The organism is Streptomyces sp. NPDC049541 (genome assembly GCF_044465725.1).
Taxonomy (GTDB): domain Bacteria; phylum Actinomycetota; class Actinomycetes; order Streptomycetales; family Streptomycetaceae; genus Streptomyces.
The window spans coordinates 345329-371417 of the sequence record NZ_JBITLY010000002.1; the positions used below are offsets into that span (position 1 = coordinate 345329).

At 72.2% G+C, this 26089-nt stretch carries 20 protein-coding genes; 11 read left to right on the top strand and 9 right to left on the bottom strand.

Features of this window, described 5'->3' with window-relative positions; genetic code table 11:
* Positions 1-7: 7 nt before the first annotated feature.
* From ACIBW9_RS08725 to xylB, 6 genes are all read right to left on the bottom strand, one after another.
* The gene (locus ACIBW9_RS08725; protein WP_398952676.1) at positions 8-607 is read right to left on the bottom strand and encodes an N-acetylmuramoyl-L-alanine amidase; all 600 of its coding nucleotides are present in this window, start codon (positions 605-607) and stop codon (positions 8-10) included.
* 31 nt (positions 608-638) lie between these two features.
* Positions 639-1652: an acetamidase/formamidase family protein gene (locus ACIBW9_RS08730; RefSeq protein ID WP_398952678.1), complete on the bottom strand. Its 1014-nt coding sequence runs from the start codon at positions 1650-1652 to the stop codon at positions 639-641.
* On the bottom strand, positions 1649-3139 hold the full coding sequence (locus ACIBW9_RS08735; protein WP_398952680.1) for an APC family permease: 1491 nt from the start codon (positions 3137-3139) through the stop codon (positions 1649-1651). Before ACIBW9_RS08735 ends, ACIBW9_RS08730 begins: the two co-directional genes overlap by 4 nt.
* A gap of 182 nt (positions 3140-3321) precedes the next feature.
* On the bottom strand, positions 3322-3864 hold the full coding sequence (locus tag ACIBW9_RS08740) for an FABP family protein (protein ID WP_398952682.1): 543 nt from the start codon (positions 3862-3864) through the stop codon (positions 3322-3324).
* Positions 3865-4421: 557 nt separating this feature from the next.
* The gene (locus tag ACIBW9_RS08745; protein ID WP_398952684.1) at positions 4422-5630 is read right to left on the bottom strand and encodes an ROK family protein; all 1209 of its coding nucleotides are present in this window, start codon (positions 5628-5630) and stop codon (positions 4422-4424) included.
* Positions 5631-5640: 10 nt separating this feature from the next.
* Positions 5641-7083, bottom strand: a complete 1443-nt coding sequence (gene xylB / locus ACIBW9_RS08750) for a xylulokinase (protein WP_398952686.1) — start codon at positions 7081-7083, stop codon at positions 5641-5643.
* Between the two features lie 194 nt (positions 7084-7277).
* Between xylB and xylA the strand changes: the two genes are divergently transcribed.
* The 10 genes from xylA (at position 7278) to ACIBW9_RS08800 (ending at position 19512) form a co-directional block, all read left to right on the top strand.
* Positions 7278-8444: a xylose isomerase gene (xylA, locus tag ACIBW9_RS08755; RefSeq protein WP_398952688.1), complete on the top strand. Its 1167-nt coding sequence runs from the start codon at positions 7278-7280 to the stop codon at positions 8442-8444.
* Positions 8445-8612: 168 nt separating this feature from the next.
* Positions 8613-9026 (top strand): hypothetical protein, encoded by a 414-nt coding sequence (locus tag ACIBW9_RS08760; RefSeq protein WP_398952690.1) that lies wholly within the window; start codon positions 8613-8615, stop codon positions 9024-9026.
* Between the two features lie 105 nt (positions 9027-9131).
* Positions 9132-9452, top strand: a complete 321-nt coding sequence (locus tag ACIBW9_RS08765) for a DUF6191 domain-containing protein (protein WP_398952692.1) — start codon at positions 9132-9134, stop codon at positions 9450-9452.
* A gap of 220 nt (positions 9453-9672) precedes the next feature.
* A complete protein-coding gene (locus ACIBW9_RS08770) occupies positions 9673-10203 on the top strand; it encodes a hypothetical protein (protein ID WP_398952694.1) in 531 nt (176 codons plus the stop codon).
* A 286-nt stretch (positions 10204-10489) separates the two neighbouring features.
* Positions 10490-11977: a hypothetical protein gene (locus tag ACIBW9_RS08775; RefSeq protein ID WP_398952696.1), complete on the top strand. Its 1488-nt coding sequence runs from the start codon at positions 10490-10492 to the stop codon at positions 11975-11977.
* Between the two features lie 35 nt (positions 11978-12012).
* Positions 12013-13752 carry an FHA domain-containing protein gene (locus ACIBW9_RS08780; RefSeq protein WP_398952698.1) on the top strand — a complete coding sequence of 580 codons (1740 nt, stop codon included), beginning with the start codon at positions 12013-12015 and terminating at the stop codon, positions 13750-13752.
* Complete coding sequence (locus ACIBW9_RS08785; protein WP_398952700.1) at positions 13749-15314, top strand: serine/threonine-protein kinase; 1566 nt, start codon at positions 13749-13751, stop codon at positions 15312-15314. The genes ACIBW9_RS08780 and ACIBW9_RS08785 overlap by 4 nt, the downstream gene beginning before the upstream one ends.
* A gap of 64 nt (positions 15315-15378) precedes the next feature.
* Positions 15379-16983: a hypothetical protein gene (locus tag ACIBW9_RS08790; RefSeq protein ID WP_398952702.1), complete on the top strand. Its 1605-nt coding sequence runs from the start codon at positions 15379-15381 to the stop codon at positions 16981-16983.
* A gap of 109 nt (positions 16984-17092) precedes the next feature.
* A complete protein-coding gene (locus ACIBW9_RS08795; RefSeq protein ID WP_398952704.1) occupies positions 17093-17662 on the top strand; it encodes a PadR family transcriptional regulator in 570 nt (189 codons plus the stop codon).
* A gap of 125 nt (positions 17663-17787) precedes the next feature.
* A complete protein-coding gene (locus tag ACIBW9_RS08800; protein ID WP_398952706.1) occupies positions 17788-19512 on the top strand; it encodes an acyl-CoA dehydrogenase family protein in 1725 nt (574 codons plus the stop codon).
* Positions 19513-19592: 80 nt separating this feature from the next.
* Here ACIBW9_RS08800 and ACIBW9_RS08805 read toward each other — a convergent pair whose 3' ends face one another.
* Entirely contained in the window at positions 19593-20930 is a 1338-nt protein-coding gene (locus ACIBW9_RS08805) for an esterase-like activity of phytase family protein (protein ID WP_398952708.1), read from the bottom strand.
* A 161-nt stretch (positions 20931-21091) separates the two neighbouring features.
* On the opposite strand from ACIBW9_RS08805, the gene ACIBW9_RS08810 reads away from it, so the two are divergent.
* Positions 21092-21724: a class I SAM-dependent methyltransferase gene (locus ACIBW9_RS08810; protein WP_398952710.1), complete on the top strand. Its 633-nt coding sequence runs from the start codon at positions 21092-21094 to the stop codon at positions 21722-21724.
* Positions 21725-21755: 31 nt separating this feature from the next.
* Here the strand turns inward: ACIBW9_RS08810 and ACIBW9_RS08815 are convergent, their stop codons facing one another.
* Both ACIBW9_RS08815 and ACIBW9_RS08820 read right to left on the bottom strand, forming a co-directional pair.
* Complete coding sequence (locus tag ACIBW9_RS08815; protein WP_398952712.1) at positions 21756-23024, bottom strand: SWF or SNF family helicase; 1269 nt, start codon at positions 23022-23024, stop codon at positions 21756-21758.
* On the bottom strand, positions 23021-25885 hold the full coding sequence (locus tag ACIBW9_RS08820) for a DEAD/DEAH box helicase (RefSeq protein WP_398952714.1): 2865 nt from the start codon (positions 25883-25885) through the stop codon (positions 23021-23023). Before ACIBW9_RS08820 ends, ACIBW9_RS08815 begins: the two co-directional genes overlap by 4 nt.
* Positions 25886-26089: the final 204 nt, after the last annotated feature.

Below are 26089 nucleotides of genomic sequence, written 5' to 3' on the forward strand. Positions count from 1 at the left end.
GCCGTAGTCAGCCGACGGCGACGAGCTTCATGTAGCGTCTCCAGTCCCAGTGGCGTCCGGGGTCGGTGTGGTCCGTCCCCGGCACCTCGTAGTGTCCGATGATGTGGTCCCGGTCCTTCGGGATGCCGTACTTGGTGCAGATCGCCGCGGTGAGTCTGGCCGACTGTTCGTACAGGGCGTCGGTGAAATATGCGGGCCGGTCCACCCAGCCCTCGTGTTCGATGCCGATGCTGCGCGTGTTGTAGTCCCAGTCGCCCGCGTGCCAGGCGATGTCGGCCTCCCGCACGCACTGCGCCACATGCCCGTCCGCCGAGCGCACCAGGTAGTGCGCGGTCACCTTCTTCTCCGGGTTCTGGAAGATGGCGAGCGTCTTGCCGTACGTCTCCTGAGTGACATGGATGATCACACAGTCGAGGGGATAGGACACGGGACGGTCCGAGGCCGTGTAGTTGGACCTGCTCGCCGGCTGCCACTCCGCGCCCGGATAGTCGACGGCCTGGTCCTGCGCCCCGGCCCGCGCGTCGGGAAGTAACGCGTACGGGACGGCGGCCAGGGCGGCGCCCTTCAGGAACCACCTTCTGGAAGTGTTCGGTTCTGCCCTTTCCATGGAGCCGTGCCTTTCGGTCAGTGGGGGAGGCTCAGCCCCGCACAGTCGTCGCGATCTCGCGCAGCTGCGCGTGCACGCCGCGATGAGTCTCGCGCGCGGGCAGCCACTGTTTGCGGATCTTGGCCACGCAGGTGTAGTTGGTGTCGCACACATTGGCCAGCGGCGACTCGACCGCCTGGGTCGCGAACTGGTAGGCGTCCAGCTCACTGAAGCCGTAGTCGCGCACCAGCCACTGCACCAGGTCGAGCTGTGATATCCGGAACGCGTCCTCCAGCGGGCGTGCCGAGCCCGTCGAGATGATGTGCGTGTCCGACTCGATGCGCGGCCAGGGCGTGGCGAGCCCCTTGAGCAGTTCCACGATCACCACGGTGTTCATCGCACACTCGACGGCGACCCCGCAGGTCTCGCCCTCGCCCTGCCGGGCATGCCCGTCGCCGAGGCTGAGCAGCGCGCCCTCCACATTCACCCCGAGGTAGCAGGTGACGCCGGCTCTCATCTCGGGCGTGTCCATGTTGCCGCCGTGCGCGTCGGGCACCAGGGCCGAACGGACCTCGAGGTTGGCGGGGGCCACGCCCACGGTGCCGTGCATCGGGTCCATGGGCAGCTCGGCCTCGATGTCACTGTCGTGCGCCCGGAACAGCGCCGTGCGGCGGGCGCGGTCGAGCTGCCAGATCCACACCGCCTCGGGCAGCGGCGGCTGGAGTGTGGCCGTGGTGTGCGTGGAGGTGAGCGCGCCGAACAGCGGGACCGTGGTGGACGCGGCCCAGTCGCGGGCCGGTTCGACGGACACGAAGTGCACGGCGATGGTGTCGCCCGGTTGGGCGCCCTCGACGTAGAACGGCCCGGTCTGCGGATTGAGGAAGGGGAACTCGCAGACCTCGGACACCAGGTCCTTCTCTGAGCGCACCCGCCCGGCGAAGCAGTCCTCGGTGTACAGGTCGAGGACGGTGCCGGGCGCGATGCGCGCCACGGGCGGTGCGCCGCCGAACGTCCAGGCGTACTCGCCCGGCTCGGGCCGGACGGTCAGGATGCGGGGGTCGCTCATTGTCGTGCTGCTCCGTTCTGCGCAGGATCGGTGGGGGAGGGGTCATCGAGGTGGACGCGGGCGGTCTCGGACATCCGCTCGGGATGGCGACGCATCAGCACCAGCAGCACCACGATGCCGGCAGCCATCCACACGGCGACGATCGGTCCGGCGTAGGACACCGGTGCGGTCAGCTCGGTGACGAAGTCGAAGGCAGGCAGGCCCGCCGCGGTCAGCAGCGCGGGCACGAACGCCACAATGCCGAGCAGCGGCAGCAGGAGATGCCGTACCGGTTTGAGCAACTCCCGTCTGCGGCGCAGGAAATAGCCTGCGCAGGCGAGGTTGACGACGATGTAGACGCCGATCACAACCGTGACGATCACCGTGGCGAGCAGCAGGAAGGCCGTCACCGGGTCGTAGCCGAAGCCGAGCCCCAGCACGGCGCCGACCGCCACCACGCTCTGCACGGCGATTCCGACGACGGGGGAGCGGTGTCTGGGGTGGAGCACGGCGAGAAGGCGGGGCAGGACGCGGATGCGGGCCAGGGCGTAGGCGGTCCGGGTGGAGACGTTGGCGCACGCGTTGGCGTTGGCGATCGTCGAGTTCACCACGGCCAGGAACACCAGCACCCAGAACGGGCCGAACGACGCCCGTGCCACACCCTCCCAGGACGCGGCGCCGGAGGCCCCGAACTTCGCGAACCGGTCCGGTCCGAAGTACACCGTCATGGCGTAGGTCGTGACCACGTAGAACAGGCCGATCCCGAGCGCCGCACCGAGCACTGCCCGGTGCATGGTGCGGCGCGGATTGCGGGTCTCCTCGGCGAGCGGCGCCGCGGCCTCGAACCCGGCGAAGGCAAGCACCGTGTACACCGACCCGGCGAAGACCCCGCTGACCCCTTGATAGCCCTCGGCCGTGTGCGAAGTGCCGAAGACCGAAAGGGTGTTGTGCGCTCCCGCCCTGCCGATCAGCCAGACGGCGAACACCAGGAAGACCAGAACCTCGAAGACACCCAGGACGGTGCCGAAGCGGGCCGAGGCACGCACCCCGAAGTACCCGGCGGCCGCGATGATCGCCGCACCTGCCAGCGCCCAGGGCCACCACAGGTCCGCCGGATACGAGGACCACTCCTGGTGCAGTGTGCCCGCCGTGGTGAAGCCGAGCTGAAGCAGCAGCAGCGGCGGCACCAGCGCTTCCACGAACACATAGCCCCAGCCGACGAGGAAGCCGACCGCCGGATGCAGTCCCTGCGCCGCATACGTCGACACCGAGCCCGCCGCCGGGAGCTCGCGCGCCAGCTCTGCCACGCAGGACGCGGTGAACAGACACGCCACCAGCGCGATCAGCACGGCCAGCGGCAGACTCCCGCCGGCGAAGGCCGCACCCGACGGAATGGACGCGGCGACGGCTGCCGCCGGCGCCATGGCCGTGATGCTCTGGAACAGCACCTCGCGCAGCCCGATCGCGTCACGTCTGAGACCTGCGTCCGCCGCCACATCCCCCGCCATGTGAATCCCCCTCAATCCACGCCGCCTTGCCCGACGCCGCCCGACCAGGCGGGAGTGCCTCGCGTGAATCACGGTACGGCGCTTGCGAGTTGGGCAGAAGAGCGCAGCGTGTTTCGGTGGACGGCGGCGCGAATGTGGAAAACCCGGCCACCCGTACGGGTGAAGCCGACGGCTGAAGCGAACTACTGCGTACGCCGCAGGCTTGCCGAAAGATGGTGCTGCAACGGCCGGCCGACCGCCGCGAGGTCGAAGGCGAAGGTGAGGGTGGCGCCGTCGGCGAGGGTGTAGCGGCGGCGGGTGGCGGTGACCTCCTTGGCGGTGGGGGTGAGTGCCACGTTGTGGGTGGAGAGGTCGACCGTGCCCTTGCCCGCCTGGCCGACGGCGATCTCCGCAATCCCCGTGGGCTGGGTGATCAGCGCCTCCACTCGTCCCTCGGGTTGGAGCCGCCACCAGCCGCTCTCCCGGGCCGCCGGACGCAGCGGCACGTCCTCGGCATCAAGGAGCCAGGCCCGGGCCTCGTAGCGGAGGAAGGGGCGCCCGTCATGGCTGAAGACGACCTCCTGACCATAGGCGAAGTCCCCGTCGAGCGTCGGGTAGCCGCCCTCGCCCCGGCCCCGCCACGTGCCCAGGAGACCGAGCACGGGCGCGAGCAGCGGGTGCGCTGCCGGCGGTGCGTCCGGCTGGTGGCTGTCGGGGTACGGGTGCTCAGCCGCGGGGTCGAACATGGTTGCGCTCCTCGGGTCGTGCCGGTGCCGGGGAAAGCCTAGGGCGGCCTCCGGGCGCTGATCCGGAACTACGACGCGGGGGCGGGGATCAGATTTGTTCGGCCGCGGCCGCGGGTGTCGGGATCGGGCTGGTTCGGCCGCCGCCGCGGGTGTCGGGATCGGGCCCGTTCAACCCACCGCCCGCGGGTGCTGGGGTCAGGCCCGTTCGGCCCGCGGCTGCGGGTGTCGGGATCGGATCCGTTCGGCCACCGCCCGCGTGGCGGGGATCGGGCCCGTTCGACCCACCGCCCGCTGGGTGCTGGGGTCAGGCCCGTTCGGCCCGCCGCCGCGGGTGCCGGGATCGGGCCCGTTCAACTCACCGCCCGCTGGGTGCTGAGGTCAGGCCCGTTCGGCCCGCCGCCGCGGGTGCTGGGGTCAGGCCCGTTCATCCCACCGCCGCGGGAGTCGGTATCGGATCCGTTCGGCCCGCGGCTGCGGGTGTCGGTATTGGATCCGTTCGGCCACCGCCCGCGTGGCGGGGATCAGGCCCGTTCGGCCCGCCGCCGCGGGTGCCGGGATCAGGCCCGTTCGGCCACCGCCGCAGGGTCGTCCAGTACCGCCCGCACCACCGAGTGGGCCGCCCCGAGTAGTGGCCCCTCGGGGCCCAGCCGCGACACGGACACCGGACAGGCCGGGCCCGCGGTGCGCCGGTCCAACTCGGCCTCCAGCGAGGGCAGGAGCCACGGCGCGAGCCCGGCCAGGGCGCCGCCCAGCACCACGCTCTCGGGGTCCAGCAGATTGACCGCCCCGGTCAGCGCGATACCGAGCGCCCGACCCGCGTCGCACAGCGCACCCCGTACGGCCTCGTCGCCGTCGGCGGCCCGGCCCGCCAGCAGCCCGACACGGTCCTCGCCCGGCTCCAGGCCCGCCGCACGCAGCACCGCCTCCTCACCGGCGTACTGCTCCAGACAGCCCCGCCCGCCGCACGCGCACGCGGGCCCCTCCGGCTGCACCGGCACATGTCCCAACTCGCCCGCGAAACCACGTGTTCCCCGCAGCAGCCCCCCGGCCACGACGACCGCCGCGCCGATACCGATCTCCGCCGACACATGCAGGAAGTCGTGCGGGGTGCTCTCACCGAGCCAGAGTTCGGCGAGGGCGCCGAAGTTCGCCTCGTTGTCGACGGTCAGCGGGATGTCGGCGGGCAGCAGCGCGCCGATGTCGGTGTCGTGCCAGTCCAGGTTCGGGGCGCGTACGACGGTGCGGGCGTCGCGGGCCACCAGGCCCGGCACGGCCACCGCGAGCCCTGCAGGCCACAGCCCCTCGCCGTCCGCCTCGGCGACCACCCGGCGTACCAGCCCGGTGAGTTCCTCGATCACCGGCTGGGGTGCGCGGCCGCGGTTCGCACCGTGCCGCACGGCACGCGCGCGTACCTGTCCGCGCAGGTCGACCGCGCAGACCGCGAGGTGGTCCACACCGATCTCGGCGCCGATGCCGGCGGGGCCGTGCCCGCTGACGGCGAGCGCCGAGCCGGGGCGGCCCACCCGTCCGGGCCGCTCGGGGCCCAGCTCCTCGAGCAGGCCGGTGCGTATGAGCTCGTCGACGAGGGTGGACACCGCTGCCCGGGTCAGCCCGATGCGAGAGGCCACGGCGGCACGGGAGAGCGGTCCCTCGGCGCTGACGGTGTGCATCACCCGGGCCAGATTGCGGCGGCGCATGCCCTGCTGGGTGTCGGGCAGCACCCGCCCCGGGCCGGCCGGGTGGGCCTCGTGCAGTGGTGCGGTCATGCCCCCGTCCTCAGCTGTCGGTGCTCCGCTCCAGCAGCGGGGCCGCGTCGGAGAGTACCCCGGCGATCCTCGCCAGCGTCGCCTCGTCCCGCTCCACGGCCTCAAGCACCGGGCCCGCGGCGGTGTTCCAGCGCCGGGCGACCGCGGCCGGATCCTCCCCGGTCAGCAGGCCCGCCGCCTGCGCCGCGGCGCCCAGCGCGACCAGCTCCTTGGCCTGGGGCACCTGGACCGGGCGGCCCGACAGGCGCCGTACGGTCTGCTGCCAGGCCGTGCCCCGGGCGCCGCCCCCGATCAGCAGCAGCGGGACCGATCGGTCCGCGTCCTCGTCGAGGACCAGGTCCAGCGCGCCGAGCAGGGAGTGCACGGCCCCGTCGTAGGCGGCCTGCAGGAACTGGCCGCCGGTGGTGTCGTGCCGCAGTCCGTGCAGCAGACCGGAGGCGCCGGGCAGGTTGGGGGTGCGCTCGCCGTCCAGATAGGGCAGGAGCGTGACGGCGGTGGTCGGCTCGACGGCCTCGCGGTCCAGACCCAGCAGCGCCGCCACGCGGTCCACGGCGAGCGTGCAGTTCAGGGTGCAGGCCAGCGGCAGCCAGTCGCCATGGGCGTCGGCGAAGCCCGCCACCGTGCCGGTCGGGTCGGCCGGGCGCCGCTTGGAGACCGCGTACACCGTGCCCGAGGTGCCCAGGCTGAGCACCGGGGTACCTGGACGCAGCCCGAGGCCCAGCGCCGCGGCGGCGTTGTCACCCGTGCCCGGAGCGACCAGGGTGCCCTTGGAGAACGGCAGGTCGTGGTTGTCGCGTACGGTGCCCGCCACCTCGCCGGGCCGGACCACCCGGGGCAGCAGCGCGGGGTCGAGCCCCACGTGCGCGAGGGTCTCCTCGTCGTAGGCCTCCGTCCCCGAAGCCCACCAGCCGGTGCCGGAGACATCACCGCGGTCGGTCGTGCCCTGCCCGGTCAGCCGCTCGGTGAGGTAGTCGTGGGGCAGGCGCACCGCCCTGGTCGCGCGGACCGCCTCCGGCTCGTTCTCGGCCAGCCACGCCCACTTCGTGACCGTGAAGGACGGTCCGGGCACACTTCCGGTGCGCTCCGCCCAGGCCTTCGGGCCGCCCAGCTCCTCGACCAGGCGGCGGGCCTGCGGCGCCGAGCGCACGTCGTTCCACAGCAGCGCCGGGCGGACCGGCTCGCCCCGCTCGTCCAGTGTGACCAGGCCGTGCTGCTGCCCGCCGATCGACACCGCGGCGGCCTCGTGCGCCGCGTCGCCGCACTGGTCGAGGGCCTGGCACAGGGCGTCCCACCACTGGCGCGGGTCGCTCTCGCGGCCGGCCCCGGAGGAGACGGTGTGCGGTGCCTGGCCGCTCGCCACGACCTGACCGGTGGCCGCGTCGACGACGAGCGCCTTGGTGGACTGGGTGGACGTGTCCACGCCGACGACGAGCGGACCCTCGGCTGCTGACATCGGACTCTCCCTTTTTCCGCGGCTCTGCGGCTCTGACCTGCTGATTCGAGGGTTCCCGGGCCCTGGCGACCCGGAACCTCACCCCTTCGGGGACATCTTGTCCCTTCCCAGGGATGCGTCCGCATACTAATTTGTAAACCGCCATGACGAAATAGTCGCAAGGCAACGGTCGCAAACGAGCAAGGAGCCGCGGCATGAGCTACCAGCCCACCCCCGAGGACAGGTTCACCTTCGGCCTGTGGACCGTCGGCTGGCAGGGAAGGGACCCGTTCGGCGACGCCACGCGGCGTGCCCTGGACCCGGTCGAGACGGTGCAACGCCTGAGTGAGCTCGGCGCCTACGGCGTCACCTTCCACGACGACGACCTGATCCCCTTCGGGTCCTCCGACACCGAGCGCGAGTCGCACATCAAGCGCTTCCGCCAGGCCCTCGACACGACCGGCATGACCGTGCCGATGGCCACCACCAACCTCTTCACCCACCCCGTCTTCAAGGACGGCGCGTTCACCGCGAACGACCGCGAGGTGCGCCGCTACGCCCTGCGCAAGACCATCCGCAACATCGACCTCGCGGTCGAACTCGGCGCGAAGACGTACGTCGCCTGGGGCGGCCGTGAGGGCGCCGAGTCCGGCGCCGCCAAGGACGTACGCGTCGCCCTCGACCGCATGAAGGAGGCCTTCGACCTTCTCGGCGAGTACGTCACCTCCCAGGGCTACGACCTGAAGTTCGCCATCGAGCCCAAGCCGAACGAGCCCCGCGGCGACATCCTGCTGCCCACCGTCGGCCACGCCCTCGCCTTCATCGAGCGCCTGGAGCGCCCGGAGCTGTACGGCGTCAACCCCGAGGTCGGCCACGAGCAGATGGCCGGGCTGAACTTCCCGCACGGCATCGCGCAGGCCCTGTGGGCGGGCAAGCTCTTCCACATCGACCTCAACGGCCAGTCCGGTATCAAGTACGACCAGGACCTGCGCTTCGGGGCCGGTGACCTGCGCGCCGCGTTCTGGCTGGTCGACCTCCTGGAGAGCGCCGGTTACGCGGGCCCGAAGCACTTCGACTTCAAGCCGCCGCGGACCGAGGACCTCGACGGCGTGTGGGCCTCGGCCGCCGGCTGCATGCGCAACTACCTGATCCTCAAGGAGCGCGCGGTCGCCTTCCGAGCCGACCCGGAGGTCCAGGAGGCCCTGCGTGCCTCGCGTCTGGACCAGCTCGCCCAGCCGACCGCCGCCGACGGGCTCGACGCCCTGCTCGCCGACCGCAGCGCCTTCGAGGACTTCGACGTGGAGGCGACCGCGGCGCGCGGGATGGCCTTCGAGCACCTCGACCAGCTGGCCATGGACCACCTGCTGGGGGCTCGCGGCTGAACGGCACGCGTATGCGTGCGCGTGCGTGCTTGATCCGTACACGCACGCGCGTGTGCCCGAGCGATCCCCGCGCGGAATGCCCCGGAACCGTACGGTCCACGGCATGGGGCCGTATCAACTTCCGTGCGGGGGTCGCCGCCTGCCCGATGCGCGGCGACTCTGGACGGTATGGCCACACCGCCGGTACCGCCTCGACCGCCCGGACCGCCGGGTGACGCCCCGCCACCCGGCGGCGGGTTCGGACCACCTCCCGCCTACGGCGACGGGCAGCCGCCCCCTCCGCCGCCCGGGCGACGGCGCAACCCGCTCTTCCTCCTCCTGGTCGCCCTCGCCGCGGTCGCTGCGGTGGTCGTCGTCGTCCTGATGGCCTCCGGCCACGACGACTCGCCCGACAAGAAATCACCCGACGACACCAGCGCGAGCTCCGGCCGCTCCTCGTCGCCGTCCTTGAGCATCCCGACGGAACTGCCGAGCAAACTGCCCAGCGGGCTCCCGTCGAAGCTGCCCAGCGGACTGCCGAGCAGTGTCCCGAGCGACCTCCGGTCGCTGATCCCCTCCCTGGGGGGCCTCGACCTGCCGTGACATGAGTTCCGCACGGTGAGAAGACAGCACGCGATGCCAACGGCCAAGCGGCGAAGGTAAGTTCAGGGGGTGACGGCCTACAGACTCGGCCCGGATACTGGGAACATGCAATTCGTCTTCTTCATGACCCTGCCCGGGCTCGTCGTCGTGCTGACCCTGCTGGCCTTCGTCGACCAGCTGCTGATGCGCGCGGGACGGGCCGGAGTGCTGCCGTGGCGGAACAGTGCACGTCAGGGGCAGATATCAGCGACCGGATTCGAACAACTGCATGCGAGCCTTTCCCCGGGCAAGCAGCACGAGCTGAAGGAACGGCAGTCGTCGCTGGTCATGCCGGACAACGAGGATGACGGCGCCCCGCCGAACAGGACGACGGTGGACCTGACCGCAGGGGCGGCGGTCGTACGGATGCCGCGCCCCGGGCGGTAGGAGCCCTCTGTGCCCGGCGACCCCGCCGGCGTGCTCGGTACGCCGACCGATGAGAGAAGGTCCCGGGGCATCGAGCCGTGGCCGGGCTGAGTCGGCGCGAGCGACTACAAGGCGACAACGAGCCCGCAACGAGTGAATGGCGCGGCTGCAGCCAGGCATCGCTCGCTCTCTACCATCGCAGGCAGGGGGCTTCAGACGTTCCCTGGGGCGGGGGTTGAGCATGTGGTCGACCACTTCACGTCAGGTGCTGAGGCGCTTCGTGGGCGCCGTCGCGTTCGGCGCGGCCCTGGCCGCAAGCTCGGGATGCACCGTTCCTCCCGACGCCGTCGCCGGTATCTCCGTGACCGCCGACGGCCATCTGCTGGGCGTCATGATGGTCTGCGGACATCAGATCGACGGCGCGACCCTCTCCGTGGACAGCGACGACGTCAACAAGCAGGTGACGGTGGGCTCATGGACCGCCGACCACCCCCTGGCACCGGGCCTCGCCACCTGGACCCTCGATACTCCCGCCGCCGGCTGGACCACCACCACATCCCTCGCTCCACTCACCGCCAGGACCACCTACGCGCTGTACGGCTGGACCAAGGACAACTCGTGGTCAGCGAGCAGCATCTCCTTCACCCCGGCCGACCGGGACCGGCTCACTCCGGGCCAGGTCCGCTATGCCGGCATCTCCGACAACGGCGACGAATCCGCAGTCACCGTCCCCATGGCGGACTTCAAAGCCACGGCCTGCCAGAAGATGTGACGCTGCGGCGGCCTCCGCCATGGACCTGCTCCGACCGTTCGTCATTTCGTCGGCCGGTCGGCGGGTCGGTGGCCATATCTGAGTGGTGAACGACCGACGCAGTGGGGCTGTCCGACACCTCCAACTGCCCTGGTCGCTGCACTTGCGCCGTCCATGCCAAGGCTCTATAACGTCTCCTGCAGGTATCGGCGGGGATGGCCGGAAATGGCAGTTGCCGCCGACCAGGGGGGATCCTCGGCTCCGTCGCCATCGGCATCAACGCTCGCAGACCGACGGAGACCGAACCATGACCAACGACGCATATCGTGCTGCCCTGACCCGCCTGGCCGTCGACCCGGCCTTCCGCGCGGAACTCGACGGCGACACCGGTGAGGTGGCCCGAAGACTCGGCTTGTCGCCCGTCCAGGTCGCCGAACTCCGCTCCCTCCGCGTGGAGTCCGCCACCGACGGTGGCCCGGCCGCTCTGGACCCACGGCTGTCCAAGTCGTCGCTGTTCTTCGGAAGCGCGGCGCACGCGCTGGCGCATCACGACATCAACGCTGAGCACGCGGGCCCGGTGGACCACCAGGCCGCGGTGACGCACGAGGCCTCCACGACCCACGCCGTCCCGGAGGAGCAGGTCTCCGGCGACCATGCTGCCGGTGCCCGGCTCGAGCAGGGCTACGACCTGTCAGGTCCCGCCGCGGGCCAGGAGGACGCAGCCGGCCTGGGCGCCGCCGCCACCGGCGCCCACAGCCTGCTCGGCGGCCCCCTGCTCGACCGGTCCCCGGCCGAAGCGGCCGGCGAGCTGAACCAGTTCGGCGACTTCGGCGACTTCGGCGGGTTCGGCGGGTTCGGCGAGCATGCCGGCGGCAGCGAGGGGGACTTCGGTGATTTCGGCGCCGGCGGCGACGGGGGGTTCGGTGGTGCCGACGGCGGGTTCGGCGGGTTCGGTGGCGGTGCGGACGGCGGGTTCGGCGGGGCCGACGGCGGGTTCGGCGGGTTCGGTGGCGGTGCGGACGGCGCGTTCGGTGGTGCCGACGGCGGGTTCGGCGAAGGCGGCCTCGGTGACGGCGGTGCCGGTTCCGGCGGGTTCGGCGACCTCGGCGGTCATGGCGGCTTCGGCGGTGTCGGCGGGGAAGGCGGCGGGGACGCCGGTCACTTCGGTCACGGTGGCATCTACGACCGTGATGGCGGCGAAGGCGAAGGCGGCGGCGGTGGGGGCGGTGGTGAGGGCGGCGGCGACTCGGAGAACAGCAATCGTCCCAGCGGTGGCGGTGGTCACGGCGGTGGTGGCGAGGGTGGGGGCGGTGGTGAGGGCGGCGGCGACTCGGAGAACTCCAACCGCCCCAGTGGCGGTGGTGGTCACGGCGGTGGTGGCGAGGGTGGCGGCGGTGGTGAGGGCGGCGGCGACTCGGAGAACTCCAACCGCCCCAGTGGCGGTGGTGGTCACGGAGGTGGTGACGGTGGGGGCGACGGAAACGGCGGAGGCAGCCAGGAGAACGTCGGTCGGCGTCCCGGCGGTGGCGGTGAGCCCGGCGGTGGCAACCGGATCATCGTCCAGGGCGGCCTGCCCACCTCGGGCGGCGGCGACCACAGTGACCACATCATCGTCCAAGGTGGCCTGCCCGCCTCGGGCGGCGGCGACCACAGTGACCACATCATCCTCCAGGGTGGTCTGCCCGCCTCAGGACTCGGAAACGCCGCCACGCACCTGCCGGATTCCGGCCCCGCCGCGGAAGGCGACGAAGGCTTCAACGGCGGTACGTTCGTCAGCGGTTCCGGCGCAGGCTGAGCCACCGCATGCTCTGCCGTGTATGCCGCGTCCACGTGCGGCGCGACTTCCCGTACTGCCTGCACTGCGGCACCCCACGCCGGGGTGCCGCACCGACCTCGTTCGCCGCACCCCAACTGCGCGGCCTCGACGACCCCACGCTGCTCGTCGCGCTGACCGGCCCGGTCACCACGCTGGGCCGGGGCGAGGACAACGACGTGGTCCTCTCCGACACCAGCGTCTCGCGTCGCCACGCCCGCATCGTCCGCACTGCTGAGGGCTTCCGGATCGAGGACCTGGACTCCTTCAACGGCACCGCCGTCGGCGGCGTCGACCTGCACGGCGGTGCGGCCGGCCTCGCCGACGGCACCGAGTTGTCCGTGGGCGACGTACGCCTGGTGTTCGAGCAGCCTCGCCACACCCGGATCGGCTCGCGCACCATGGTCGTCGGCACCCAGCTGACCGATCTGCCCACCGCCGGACAGGCCGGGCAGGAGGAGGCCCCCGAGGCGCACGGCCCGCTCACCGCGCGTCCCCGCCGCCGCTCCGGCTGGGCCCTCAAGCAGATACCCACCGAACGCGGCGCACCCCGCTGGGTGCTCAGCAGCACCCGCACCGGCCGCTATCTGGAACTCGACGAGCGCCAGGTCTTCCTCTGGCATGCCGTCGACGGCGAGAACACCGTACGGGACCTGCTCTTCGCCTACGCAGACCGCTACGGCGAAATCGCCCTGCCCCGCATCGAGTCCGCGCTGGCCGCGTTCGCGGACGCCGGGCTGCTGCGCGGCCTGCCCGGGCGGCCGGAGGAGGAGCGGCCGAAGGGCTGGCGGCGGGTGGCGCGCGCCGTGTACCGGGCACTGTTGAAGCTGGAGGTGTCCGTCCCCGGCCTCGACCGGCTGGTGACCCGGCTCTACCAGGCCTTCGGCTGGCGGCTGTTCACCCGGACCGGGGTACTGCTCGCCTGGCTTTCGGTGGCCGGCGGCCTCGTCGCGTTCTTCGCCGCGCAGGGCCGGAACCGTCTGCTGGACTTCGGCGGAGCGGGCGTGTGGGGCCCGGTCCTGCTGGCGGCCGGATACGTGAGCGCGCTGCTGGTGCACGAGCTCACGCACGCGCTGGCCGTGAAGTCGTACGGCCGTAAGGTCAGACGCGGTGGGTTCCTGCTGATGATGGGCATGCCGTTCGCGTTCGTGGACACCAGCGACATGTGGTTCGGCACGCGGTGGTCACGGGTAGTGGTGGCCCTTTCCGGGCCCCTGTCCACAGCGGCGCTGGCCGGCTGGTGTGCCACGGGCGCGGCCCTGCTGCCCGCGGGAGCGGTCTCGGCCGTCCTCTACCACCTGGCCTTCGGCCTCTATCTGAACACCCTCTACAACTTCAACCCGCTGATGCCGCTGGACGGTTACCAGGCGCTGACCGACGCCCTGCGGGTGCCCCGGCTGCGCGAGGAGGCGAGCGCCTACTTCCGCACGGGCCTGTGGCGGGATCTGCGCACGGGCAACCGGCCCGGCCCCCGTCAGGCCGGCCTCGCCGCCTACGGCCTCGCGGTCGTCGTGGGTACCTACGGCTTCCTCGGCCTCGCCCTGCTGGCCTGGCGCTCCCGCATCGGGGACCTGCTGGACGGCCGCCTGCCCGAGCCGTGGACCACGGTGATCGAGGCGGCCGTGGTCGCCCTGGTCGCCTTCCCGGTGTGGTCCGCGCCCGCGCGCTGGCTGCTGCGCCGGGTACGGCGCCGGCGGGACGCGAAGGACGTACCGCAGCAGGCCGGGTTCCCCGCGCCGGTGGAGAGGACCGCATGACCCAGGACACGCACACCGAGGGCGGCTGGACCGTGCCCGGATACGCGGCCGTCCGGACGCTCGGTGAGGGAGCCGGCGGCCGGGTCGTCCTCGCCCGGCACACCGCGACCGGCGTCCCCGTCGCCGTCAAGTACCTGAGCGAACGCCTGCGCGCGGACCGGGAGTTCCTGGCCCGCTTCCGCGCCGAGGCCCGACTGCTCGGCGAGCTCCGGCACCCGTGTGTGGTGCGGCTGTACGAGTACGTCGAGGCACGCGCCGGCGCCGCGATCGTGATGGAGGCCGTGGACGGCGTCAGCCTGCGCCAGCTGTTGCGCCGGCACGGCGCGACCGGCCCCGAGGCCGCGCTCGTCCTGCTCAAGGGCTCTCTGCTGGGGCTCGGCGCGGCCCACACGGCCGGGGTCGTGCACCGCGACTACAAACCGGAGAACGTCCTGGTCCGCGCCGACGGCACCAGTGCGCTCGCCGACTTCGGCATCGCGGTGCGCAGCGGCCGGGAGACCGACGTCGAGGGCACGCCCGCCTATATGGCGCCGGAGCAGTGGAACGGCGAGCCGGCCGGCCCGGCGGCCGACGTCTACGCCGCATCCGTGGTGTTCTTCGAGTGCCTGACCGGTCGACGGCCGTTCCCCGGCGACGACGTGACGGCTCTGCGCCTGCAGCACCTGCGCGCGCCGGCCCCGCTGGACGACGTACCCGCGCCCGTGCGTGCGCTGCTGCGCTCGGGCCTGGCGAAGGACCCGGCGGACCGGCCGGGCGTCGAGACGTTCCTGGCCGACCTGGAACGGTCCGCCGCGGAGGGCTACGGCGCCGGCTGGGAGGAGCGCGGCCGCCGTCGACTGGCCGAACTCGCCGCGCTGCTCGCCCTGCTGTTCCCGTTCACCACGACCGCGACCCTCGAGGGCTCGGCCAGCGCGCTGACCCTGCTGGACCGACTGAAGCGCGGGGGATGGAAGGTGGTGACCGGTGGGGCGGCCGCGCTGGTCGCCGTCGCGGGCGGAGCGACGTACGCGACGGGCCGCCCGCACGAGACGTCGACGACGGTGGCGAGTTCGACCCCAGCACCGGTCAACTCGCCCACAGCGCCCACAGCTCCCCCCTCCCCCTCCACCTCGACGGGCAGCGCCCCGCCCACGGTCGACACCTCACCCACCACCACCCCCTCGGACAGCCCGTCGACCTCGCCCACGCCGTCCACGGAGACGACCGCACCGGCCGTGACGCCGACCACCGGGTCTCCCGGCCCGGCCACCCCCGGTCCGGTCACCCTCACCATCGGCTCCTGGCAGCGTGGACAGAATCCCGGCACGCTCATCGCGGCGGTGACGGTCGAGACGACAGGCACCGGTTCGCTGACCGTCACCGCGAACTACTACGTCGACACACCCGCCGACCCGTACGGCTCCCAGTCCCGGACCCTCTCCGGAAGCACGCACTACGACCTGACCTTCGAGGCCGACTTCTCCAATCACCCGTGCCGGGGGACCTGGAAGGTCTCGCTCAGCAGCGACCCGGCAGCAGCGAACGGTCCCCAGACGGCCTCCCTCGACGCACCTCCGTGCTGACCGGGCCCCCGAGAGACCCGAAAGACCTCAGAGCCACTCCCCGCCGCGACCAGAACGGATCGACATGACGACAGCCACCGCAGTGGCCGGACGGCCCCTGTCCGGCTGGTCACAGGATGCCCGCCACGGCACCTGGCACGCCCTGCTCCCCGCCCGGTCCGGCGAGCGCACACTCGGCGCACTGCGCGTCGACCGCGCCCTGCTGGCGCCCGAGGGCACGCGCGAACGCCTGGCGGCAGCGGTGCTCGCCACGGCGAAGCTCAGGCTGCCCGGGCTGCTGGGCACGGTCGACCTCGTGGCCGAGGCCGGTGAGGTGTGGCTGCTCACGGCCCGGCCACCGGCCCCCACTCTGGCCGATGTCCTGTCGTCGGCAGGCGGCCCCCACCCGGACGCGGGCAGCGCGGCCAGCATCCTCAACGAGACCGCGCAGACCCTTCTCGCCCTGCACGCGGCAGGCCAGCCCCACGGCCTACTCGGCCCCGACACCGTCGTGATCGCTCCGGACGGTGTCGCGCTGCTGGCCGAGGCGGAACTGGGCGCGGTGCTGGGCGATGCGCCGCACCCCGACCGCCGGGCAGCAGCCGCCACCGCTGCCTGGGCCGCTTTGGCTCGCACCCTCGGCGAGGCCTGGACGCAGCCCGAATCCCCCGCGGCCGACCTGTTCGCCCACTGTGCCGCAACCGCCGAGTCGCAGGGGTTGGCGGCGGCCCGGGACGCGCTGGTCGCCGGACGCGCGGCGCTCCCGGCGGACTTCCTGCGCCGCACGGCGCTCCAGGCGGTGGTGGCCGTGTCGACCCCGGAGTTCGCGCCGCCGAAGGTACCGGCACCGTCCGGCGCCGTGGCCCCCGGCCGCCCGGCTCCACCGACGGGCCCTCACCCGGCGCCGAACACAACCGAATCCGCACCGGGCCCTGCCGCCCCCGCCCCTTCGTCCCGCCCTTCAGTCACCGTCGGCCCACCGCCCACGGCGGACCACGCCCACACCGCCACAGTCCCGGACCCTCGCGCCTCCCTGACCGCCCCCGGCCCTCACCCTTCAGCCGCCGCCGACCAGCCCACCACGGTCGGCCGCGGTCACCGTTCCCATGCCGCGGACACCCAGGCAACCGTCCTCGGCAAGCGCAACCGTTTCGTCCTGCCTCCGCTGGAGGCGGGGGAGGACTCGGGCGGGATCCTGTTCCGGTTCGGGCCCGGAGTCCCGGCGGAGGAGCAGGACGTCCTGCGGGCCCGTTGGCGGACCGAGGCAGCGGTTCCCGCCTCCCCGCGCTCGCGGCGCGGACGACGGGGCTGGATCGTCAGCACCGCCGTCGTCGCGATCGCCGCCGTACTGCTCTGGCTGCTGCTGCGCCCGGCCCCCGCTCCCGAGGTCGTCTCCGTCCGAGTCCAGGCCCCCGCCGGGCCGTTGCACTGCGGTCAGACGGCCGACCTGGCCGGTGTCGTCACCACCGACGGGCACGGCGGCCCCGTCACCTACCGGTGGCTGCGCGCGGACGGTCAGGACTCGGGCGAGCTGGTCCGCACCGCCGGTCGCGGTGAGCGGCGGGTCAGGGTGCACCTGCGCTGGACGGTCCGCGGCTCCGGCCGCTTCCGGGGGACCGCCCGTCTGAGGATCACGCACCAGCCGACCCCGATGGAGGCGAAGGCGAGCTTCACGTACGTCTGCCCCTGAGGCAGCTGTCCTTGAGGCGTGTGACCTTGGGCATGTTGTCGGCGTGAGCCGCGTCGCATCCGAGCGGACACGATTGCTATGCAACGAGTTGCATAGCAGGATCGGCGGCATGGCGCTCGAACACGCGATCTTGGTGTCGCTCCTGGAGAAGCCAGGATCCGGCTACGAGCTGGCCCGGCGCTTCGAGCGGTCCATCGGCTACTTCTGGACCGCGACCCACCAACAGATCTATCGCGTGCTCAAGCGCATGGAGACCGACGGCTGGATCGACGTCCGGGAGGTCCCGCAGCAGGGCCGGCCGGACAAGAAGGAGTACTCCGTCGCCGATCTCGGCCGGGCCGCGCTGTCCTCCTGGCTGCAGGATCCGATCGAACCGGAGACTGTCCGCCACGACCTGGCCGTGAAGATCCGCGGCGCCGCCTTCGACGATCCGACCGCCCTGATCCGCGAGGTGGAGCGACACCGCCAGGCGCACCGGGACCGGCTGGCGCACTATCTCGCAGGAGAGGCGCGCGACTTCACGCCCCAGGCAGGCACGGCCGGTCCCGGTGCGCCGCTCGACGCGGAGCGGGAGCTCCAGCACGTCGTCCTGCGCGGTGGCATCGCGTACGAGCGGATGATGATCGACTGGCTGGACGACGTGCTCGCCACGCTGGCCCGGTTCGGTCCCGGCCACTGACCGTCGCCGCTCCTTCCCGATCCCCCGCTCCTCCCGATCCGATCAGAGCCGTCCAGCCGTCTCAGAGCCGTCCAGCCGTCCGACTCCCGTTTCCCGCCCGTCCACCAGCCGAAAGGCGTCACCCCATGGCCGACCAGCTGCTGTTCAACCCGCGCACCTACGACCCCGCGCACTTCGACCCCGAGACGCGGCGCCTGCTGCGTGCCACCGTCGACTGGTTCGAGGAGCGCGGGAAGAGGCGGCTGATCGAGGACTACCGGACCCGCGCCTGGCTCGGTGATTTCCTCGCATTCGCAGCGAAGGAGAACCTGTTCGCCACGTTCCTGACGCCGTCGTCCGCCGCGGGGGAGGGGGAATCCGACAAGCGGTGGGACACCGCCCGGATCGCCGCGCTCAACGAGATCCTCGGCTTCTACGGCCTGGACTACTGGTACGCCTGGCAGGTCACGATCCTCGGCCTCGGCCCGGTCTGGCAGAGCGACAACGCCGCCGCCCGGGCCCGCGCCGCCGAACTCCTCGCCCAGGGAGAGGTGTTCGCGTTCGGCCTGTCCGAGAAGGTCCACGGCGCCGACATCTACTCCACCGACATGCTGCTCGAGCCCGACGGCAACGGCGGCTTCCGCGCCACCGGCTCCAAGTACTACATCGGCAACGGCAACGTCGCCGGACTCGTCTCCGTCTTCGGCCGCCGTACCGACGTCGAGGGCCCTGACGGCTATGTGTTCTTCGCCGCCGACAGCCGTCACCCGGCCTATCACCTGGTCAAGAACGTCGTCGACTCCTCGAAGTTCGTCAGCGAGTTCCGCCTGGAGGACTACCCCGTGGCGGCCGAGGACGTCCTGCACACCGGCCGCGCCGCCTTCGACACCGCGCTCAACACCGTCAACGTCGGCAAGTTCAATCTGTGCACCGCCTCGATCGGCATCTGCGAGCACGCGATGTACGAGGCCGTCACCCACGCCCACAACCGCATCCTCTACGGTCGCCCCGTCACCGCTTTCCCGCATGTGCGGCGCGAGCTGACCGACGCGTACGTGAGGCTCGTCGGCATGAAGCTGTTCAGCGACCGGGCTGTCGACTACTTCCGCTCCGCCGGTCCTGACGACCGCCGTTACCTCCTCTTCAACCCGATGACGAAGATGAAGGTGACCACGGAGGGCGAGAAGGTCATCGACCTGATGTGGGACGTCATCGCCGCGAAGGGCTTCGAGAAGGACAACTACTTCGCCCAGGCGGCCGTGGAGATCCGCGGCCTTCCGAAGCTGGAGGGCACCGTCCACGTCAATCTGGCGCTGATCCTGAAGTTCCTGCGCAGCCACCTCCTCGACCCGGTCGGCCACCCCGCCGTACCGACCCGCCTCGACGCGGCCGACGACGACTTCCTCTTCCGGCAGGGCCCGGCCCGTGGTCTCGGTTCGGTGCGCTTCCACGACTGGCGGCCCGCCTTCGACACGTACGCTCATCTGCCGAACGTGTCCCGTTTCCGCGAACAGGCCGACGCACTGTGCGATTTCGTCGCCACGGCCGCGCCCGACGCGGAGCAGAGCGGGGACCTCGACCTCCTCCTCGCGGTCGGTCAGCTCTTCGCCCTCGTCGTGCACGGACAGCTCGTCCTGGAGCAGGCCGCCCTGACCGGCCTCGACGAGGACGTGCTCGACGAACTCTTCGCGGTTCTCGTACGGGACTTCTCCGCGCACGCCGTCGACCTGCACGGGAAGGGCTCGGCGACCGAACAGCAGCAGGAGTGGGCGCTCGGTTCGATCCGGCGGCCGGTCGTCGACGAGGCACGCACGGAGCGGGTCTGGCAGCGGGTCGAGGCGCTGTCCGGCGCGTACGAGATGGCCCCGTAGGCGCGCACAGCCGGCGGCCGGGCGGCGTGGGCCCGGCCGCCGGTCGGCAGGGTTCAGCCCGCCGCAGGTCAAACGCAAGGCTAAAGCCGGTGCAGCCGCAGATACTGCACCGTCGTCTCGATGCCGCCGTCCACCAGCCGTCCCTGCGCGTCGAACGCGCCCGCGCCGTCCGTCATGCCGAAGTCGTTGTCATTGATCAGGGCGAGCGTGTCGTGACCCACGCGCGCGACGCCCTCGATCTTCCCGGGCACCCCGGCAACCGTGCCCAGATCGACGACCAGCCGCTTGTCGAGCACCGGAACGCCGGAGGCCGCCGGGTCGTCGAGCTGCTCCAGAGACGGAGACGTCGAGTCGTCGTCGTACGCACCGCCGAGGATGTTCGCGCCTCGCTCCAGCTTCACCAGCTGCAACCGGGCGGCCTTGTCGGTGCGCTCCTCCACCAGCAGCCGGTTGCCGCCCACGGCGACCACCGACGAGATCTTCAGCTCGGAGGTGTCGTCCTCGCTCGGGTCCACCACGTTCACCGGGTCGAAGCGGTAGGCGTACTCGGCGGTGACGGCCTTCTCCTGCGGCGAGAAACGCAGCAGACGCGTGGTGCGCGACGCCTCACCCGCAGTCGTGTCCGGCAGGGACAACGGGCTCTGCAGAGCCATCACCAGATCGCCGCCGGGCAGTTGGGCCAGCCCCTCGAAGCCGCGGTTGATCTTCCGGTGCAGCAGGATCGCGGGCAGCGCCTCCACCACCGGATAGTCGGTGCCGGTGAGGTTCAGCCCCTTTGGCACGTAGCGGGTGAGCACCTTCCCCCGCGTGGAGACATGGACCAGGCTCGGGCCGTATTCGTCGACGAGCCAGAAACTCCCGTCGTCGGCCCGCACGATGCCCTCCGTGTCCAGCCCGTCCGGGTTGTACGACAGCGGCGACTCGGCGTCGTAGGAGTACGGCGCCTCGTCGCGACCCGCCTGGTTCGGCAGCCCTGTGACGCCCTTCCCGGAAGCGGTGGTGATCGCAATCGCGTCCAGCACCTTCACGGTGTCGCCGACCACCCGGATCTTCACGATCGCCGGATCGAAGCCCGGTACCGGGAACGTGCGGCGTTTCTTACCCGCCACCTTGACCTGGCCGTTGGGCCCGCGGTCGGTGACCGTCCAGAACTCTCCCTTGCGGCCTGCCGGGTAGATGTCGCTGCCGATACCGCCGAGGTCGATTCCCCGGTCGTCGTCCACCGTCCCGGGCAGCAGAGCGTTGCTGAAGGCACCCAGCGGAATGTCCCCGAGCGTCGCGGTACGGACGACATGCGCATCGTCGTCCGACGCACTCGCGTCCGGACCGGCCGCCACGAGGGCTGCGATCACGGCAAGTGGAACACCCATGGCGACAGAGCGTCGGACGCGGAGCCGACCGGTGGCGTGCGGGGACATCGGGCCTCCTGGGGACAAGTTCATTGACAGCGGCCAGAGTTGGGCACGGCAGCGAACGGGCCCCGACGGTCGGGTGAACACGGGGCGTCGGGTTGCGGCGCACCTTCCACGGGAGAAATCCGCTCGCGAAGTCCGCAGGGCGCTGGCTACGTTCTCGCAGCGTGGACATCGAAGACCCCAAGGACGTCGTCCGGCGCGGCTACGACGCCGTCTCCCAGCGCTACGACGACGCCTACGGCGGCGACACCAAGTACGAGGCTCTGCTGGGCGATCTGTGTCGGCGGGTCCCGGCCGGCAGCGCAGTGCTGGACGTCGGATGCGGAAGCGGGGTGCCGGTCGCGCGGACTCTGGCGGCCGCGGGGCACAGGGTCACCGGAGTGGACATCAGCGAGGTGCAGGTCCGCAGGGCCCGGGAGCGGGTGCCGCAGGCGGAGTTCATCCGCGCTGACGCCACGGCCGCCGTCTTCGCCCCCGCCTCCTTCGACGCGGTCGTCTCCCTGTACGCCCTCATTCACATCCCGCTGGCCGAGCAGCCGCCGCTGCTGCGGCGCATCGCCGGGTGGCTGCGTCCCGGCGGCTGGTTCGTGGCCACCACCGGACACCGTGCCTGGACCGGAAGTGAGGACAACTGGCTCGGCGGCGGGGCCCCGATGTGGTGGAGCCACGCGGACGCCGCCACCAACCGCGCCTGGATCACCCGGGCCGGGCTGACGGTGGAACGGGAGGAGTTCGTGCCCGAGGCAGACGGCGGGCACGCCCTGTTCTGGGCACGGCGCCCCGCTCAGCCGGAGTGAGCCCGGTCGGCGGGACTCCGCCCGGCGCCTCTCAGGCAGGCTTCTCCCCGGTGTCCGACTCCACCGAGGCCAGGGCAGTCGCCGGATCCCGGCAAGCCACACCGGCGGGCACCCAGCGGCCCCGCTCCCTGCGATACGGCCACCAGCGCCCGTCCCGCCCCAGGCGCAGTTGGGCCGGAGCGCCGACGACCGTCCACCGGTTGCCGCTCGCCCGCAGCGACGGTCGCTCGTCCTCGTCCCAGGCCGACTCCAGGGCGGCACGCGCGCGTGCGAGAGCCTCGCCCGAGACGGTCCACTCCTCCTCCAGCACGGACAGCGCGGCTGCCCCTCCGAGGCGCCACGCGCGCGTGGCGCGCTCCAGCCCCTGCCGGTCGCGTCCGGACCCCTCGGCCAGCCGGTCCACCACAGCCCTCTCGTCGGTTCCCGCGGCCAGACGGACCGCATCCTGTGCGAGCGTCAACTCCTCTTCCGGGGCGTGCGGTTCGGCCCGGGAACGGAGCGCCTCGGCGAGCAGACGGTGTGCCTCTGCGGCGGTTCGCGCGGCCAGATGCTCCAGGGCGGCCGGATCCACGCCCGGGCCGGGCGGGGCCTCGGTGTCCAGGGACGGCGGTGCACCGGGTTCCGTGGGCAGCTCCGGCGGGGTGGGCAGGGGCGGCAGGATGCCGCCGGTCCGGTACGCCTCGGCGGCATCCACCCCCTCCGGTTCGGCCGACTCCTCCGTGGGTGTGGTGGTGCGGGTCTGGAGGTCGTCCAGCAGGGCGCGTTCGCTCCGGCCGCGGATCAGCAGCAGCACGAAGGGATCCTGGTCCAGCAGTCGCGCCACCTGGTAGCACAGGGCCGCCGTGTGCCCGCAGTGGTCCCAGGCGCCGCAGTCGCACTCCGGCTCCAGCTCGCCCATGCCCGGCAGCAGTTCGATGCTGGTGGCTGACGCGTCCTCGACCAGATGCGGTGGCATCTCGCGGTCCAGCAGTGCCGCGACGTGTCCGGCCCGCTCGACCGTCATGTCCAGGAACCGGTCCCACTGGTCGCCGTCCAGCTCCTCCAGCAGGACGTCGGCCCGGTGAGGCATGCCATCGCGGCCCCGGACCACTGCCGTGACACGTCCCGGGCGTACGGACACCGCGCCCACACCGCCCGCGCGCGCCAGTCTGCGGCCCGCCTTGAGCTGCTGGGAGTCGAGCGCCGTGTCCTCAAGGGCTTTGAGCCAGGCCTGGCCCCACCAAGTTTCCGCGAACCCCCGACCGTGCGCGGGCGGCAGCGCGGCGAACGTACGCTCCATGTCCTGGTCGTGCCGTTTCATCGGGTGCTCCCTCGCAGTTCCACCAGATCGGCCAGCTCCGCGTCCGTCAGCTCTGTGAGCGTTGTCTCGTCGGAACCCAGCACCGCGTCGGCGAGCTCCCGCTTGCGGCTGAGCATGTCGGCGATGCGGTCCTCGACGGTCCCCTCCGCGATCAGCTTGTGGACCTGCACGGGCCGGGTCTGGCCGATGCGGTACGCACGGTCGGTGGCCTGCGCCTCGACGGCGGGATTCCACCAGCGGTCGTAGTGCACGACGTGTTCGGCCCGCGTCAGGTTCAGCCCGGTGCCGGCGGCCTTCAACGACAGCAGGAAGACGGGGACTTCGCCGTCCTGGAAGCGCCGCACCATCGTCTCGCGTTCGGCGACGGGCGTCCCGCCGTGCAGGAACTGCGAGGTGACGCCACGGGCTGTCAGGTGCCGTTCGATGAGGCGCGCCATGCGCACGTACTGCGTGAAGACCAGAACGCTCGCCCCCTCGGAGAGGATGGTGTCGAGCAGCTCGTCCAGCAGCTCCAGCTTCCCCGAACGGCCGGCGATCCGCGGCCGCTCCTCCTTGAGGAACTGCGCCGGGTGGTTGCAGATCTGCTTCAGCCCCGTCAGTAGCTTCACGATCAGACCGCGCCGCTCCATGCTGTCGGCCGCGGAGATCTCCGCGAGCGTCTCGCGTACCAACGCCTCGTACAGCCCCGTCTGTTCCGTGGTCAGGGACACCGCACGGTCGGTCTCGGTCTTCGGCGGCAGCTCCGGCGCGATCCCCGGATCCGACTTGCGGCGACGCAGCAGGAACGGCCCTACGAGACGGGCGAGCCGCTCCGCGGCGGCCGGGTCCCGGCCGCCCTCGACGGCCTGCGCGTACCGTGAGCGGAAGGTGCCGAGCCGGCCCAGCAGCCCGGGGGTCGTCCAGTCGAGGATCGCCCACAGCTCGGAGAGGTTGTTCTCCACCGGGGTCCCGGTGAGTGCCACGCGTGCGCGTGCACCGATGGAACGCAGCTCCCGTGCGGTCGCCGAGTACGGGTTCTTCACATGCTGCGCCTCGTCCGCCACGACCAGGCCCCACGCCGTCTCACCGAGCCGACGCGCGTCCAGGCGCATCGTCCCGTACGTGGTGAGCACGAACTCCCCGTCGGCCACCGCGCCCAGGCTGCGCCGCGCCCCGTGGAAGCGGCGCACGGGCGTGCCGGGCGCGAACCTCTCGATCTCGCGCTGCCAGTTGCCCATCAGCGACGTCGGGCACACCACGAGGGTGGGACCGGCCGTCGACGCCTCGCTCTGCCGGTGCAAATGCAGCGCGATCAGCGTGATCGTCTTGCCGAGTCCCATGTCGTCGGCCAGACAGCAGCCCAGCCCCAGGGACGTCATCCGGGCCAGCCAACCGAGACCCCGGCGCTGGTAGTCCCGCAGGGTGGCCGCGAGAGCGGAGGGCTGCGCGACCGGCTCCTGCGCCTCCGGGGCCGCGAGCCGCTCCCGCAGGGCCGCCAGCCACCCCGTGGGCTGTACGTCGACCCGGCGGCCGTCGACCTCCGTCGAGCCGGTCAGCGCGGCTCCCAGCGCGTCGATCGGGGTGATCTTGCGGTCCTGCTGGGCGCGGGCACGGTGTGCCTCCTGGGGGTCGACGAGGACCCATTGGCCGCGCAGACGCACGACGGGTCGGTTGGCTTCGGCGAGCCGGTCCAGCTCCTCGCGCGTGAGCTGCTCGTCGCCCAGGGCGAACCGCCAGTTGAAGGCGAGCAGAGCGTCGGCGGACAGGAACGACGGCGTGTCCGAGGCGCCCCGGCCGCCCGCCGGCTCCTCGTCCGGCGGGCCGATGACCGCGCGTGCGGTCAGCGTCCGGGCCAGTTCCTTCGGCCAGTGCACGTCGACTCCGGCGGCGGCGAGGTCCCGGGCGCCAGGTCCGAGCAGTTCGGTGACCTCCTCGTCGGCGAGTTCGACGGCGTACGGCACGCTCGCCGACAGCAGGGGCGTCAGCGGCGGCCAGGAGCGAGCCGCCCGGCGCAGCGCGAGCAGGGCGTCCATCCGCGCGCGCGGACCGAAACCCCGGCCCCCGTCTCCGGATGCTTGCCACACCTCAAAAGCGTCCGCCACCAGCGTCGGATCACTGACGCTGTGCACCTGCAGCACGGCCCGGAACGGCCCCGCAGCATCCTCCTGCGTCCGCTCGGCAAGGCCGGGCACCTTGATCCGCAGCGAGAGCCGTACGCCCGCGTCGTGGCCCGCGGCGACATCGGCGGCCCACGCCCGCTGCCCGGGCAGGTGCTGCGGTGCCTGCGCCGCGTAGGCGGGTCCGCCCGTCACCAGGCAGGCCGCGGGGGAGCGCGGCAGCGTGTCGGCCACCGCGTCCAGGAAGGCGCGCAGCAGCCCCTCCGGGGTGGGCAGCCGCAGCGGCCCGGAACCGCCCACAGGCATGGCGTGCGCCTCGGGCGGCATCGCGGCGGCCAGCTCCCCGATGCGGTCGACGTCGTCGGGGGCCAGGGGCCCGACGCGCCAGGCGTCGTGATCGCCAGGGGACAGACCGGGCAACAGCAGCCCCCGTGCGAGGAGTTGGAGGGCCAGCACGGCGGCCGCGCCCCAGAAGACGGCTCCCCGGTGCGCGTGCGCATCGGTACGCGCGCGCGTGAGGACCGAAAGCGCCGCACGCACCGGCAGCAATACGGCGGGAACCTGGACCAGCTCGACGCCGTCGCCGCCCGGCAGTGCGACGCCCAGACCCTGGGCGGACCCGGCGGCATGAGGCGGAGGGGCGCTGCCGTCGGGCCGCCAGAAGGCGACCCGGCCGGTGCGGGCCGGGTCACCGGGCACGAAAACGACGCAGCAGCGGGCCAGTTCGCAGATCTCGGACGGTGGTGCCGCAGGGATCCTCTGCACAGCGAAGCCGCATTCCTCAAATTTGACTACTGGGGTCAGGGTCGCCGAGGGTACAGCATTCGGCGGGCCGGCGGGACACGGCCGGACCCCCGTCCGGCGGTCCGGTCTCCGGGGTGTCGTCAGCCCCCCGGCGCACCACCGGCTGACCCCCGCCCGTACACGGGTGGTGGCGTCATGGCCGCAACAGGTCGTCGCTTCGTACGT

What these genes read in the sequence shown, in the direction of transcription:
- ACIBW9_RS08725 (WP_398952676.1), bottom strand. Translation starts at nt 607, where the DNA reads ATGGAAAGGGCAGAACCGAACACTTCCAGAAGGTGGTTCCTGAAGGGC.
- xylA (WP_398952688.1), top strand. Translation starts at nt 7,278, where the DNA reads ATGAGCTACCAGCCCACCCCCGAGGACAGGTTCACCTTCGGCCTGTGG.
- ACIBW9_RS08730 (WP_398952678.1), bottom strand. Translation starts at nt 1,652, where the DNA reads ATGAGCGACCCCCGCATCCTGACCGTCCGGCCCGAGCCGGGCGAGTAC.
- ACIBW9_RS08815 (WP_398952712.1), bottom strand. Translation starts at nt 23,024, where the DNA reads ATGAAACGGCACGACCAGGACATGGAGCGTACGTTCGCCGCGCTGCCG.
- ACIBW9_RS08745 (WP_398952684.1), bottom strand. Translation starts at nt 5,630, where the DNA reads ATGACCGCACCACTGCACGAGGCCCACCCGGCCGGCCCGGGGCGGGTG.
- ACIBW9_RS08790 (WP_398952702.1), top strand. Translation starts at nt 15,379, where the DNA reads ATGACGACAGCCACCGCAGTGGCCGGACGGCCCCTGTCCGGCTGGTCA.
- ACIBW9_RS08785 (WP_398952700.1), top strand. Translation starts at nt 13,749, where the DNA reads ATGACCCAGGACACGCACACCGAGGGCGGCTGGACCGTGCCCGGATAC.
- ACIBW9_RS08760 (WP_398952690.1), top strand. Translation starts at nt 8,613, where the DNA reads ATGGCCACACCGCCGGTACCGCCTCGACCGCCCGGACCGCCGGGTGAC.
- ACIBW9_RS08765 (WP_398952692.1), top strand. Translation starts at nt 9,132, where the DNA reads ATGCAATTCGTCTTCTTCATGACCCTGCCCGGGCTCGTCGTCGTGCTG.
- xylB (WP_398952686.1), bottom strand. Translation starts at nt 7,083, where the DNA reads ATGTCAGCAGCCGAGGGTCCGCTCGTCGTCGGCGTGGACACGTCCACC.
- ACIBW9_RS08795 (WP_398952704.1), top strand. Translation starts at nt 17,093, where the DNA reads ATGGCGCTCGAACACGCGATCTTGGTGTCGCTCCTGGAGAAGCCAGGA.
- ACIBW9_RS08775 (WP_398952696.1), top strand. Translation starts at nt 10,490, where the DNA reads ATGACCAACGACGCATATCGTGCTGCCCTGACCCGCCTGGCCGTCGAC.
- ACIBW9_RS08805 (WP_398952708.1), bottom strand. Translation starts at nt 20,930, where the DNA reads ATGTCCCCGCACGCCACCGGTCGGCTCCGCGTCCGACGCTCTGTCGCC.
- ACIBW9_RS08735 (WP_398952680.1), bottom strand. Translation starts at nt 3,139, where the DNA reads ATGGCGGGGGATGTGGCGGCGGACGCAGGTCTCAGACGTGACGCGATC.
- ACIBW9_RS08770 (WP_398952694.1), top strand. Translation starts at nt 9,673, where the DNA reads ATGTGGTCGACCACTTCACGTCAGGTGCTGAGGCGCTTCGTGGGCGCC.
- ACIBW9_RS08740 (WP_398952682.1), bottom strand. Translation starts at nt 3,864, where the DNA reads ATGTTCGACCCCGCGGCTGAGCACCCGTACCCCGACAGCCACCAGCCG.
- ACIBW9_RS08800 (WP_398952706.1), top strand. Translation starts at nt 17,788, where the DNA reads ATGGCCGACCAGCTGCTGTTCAACCCGCGCACCTACGACCCCGCGCAC.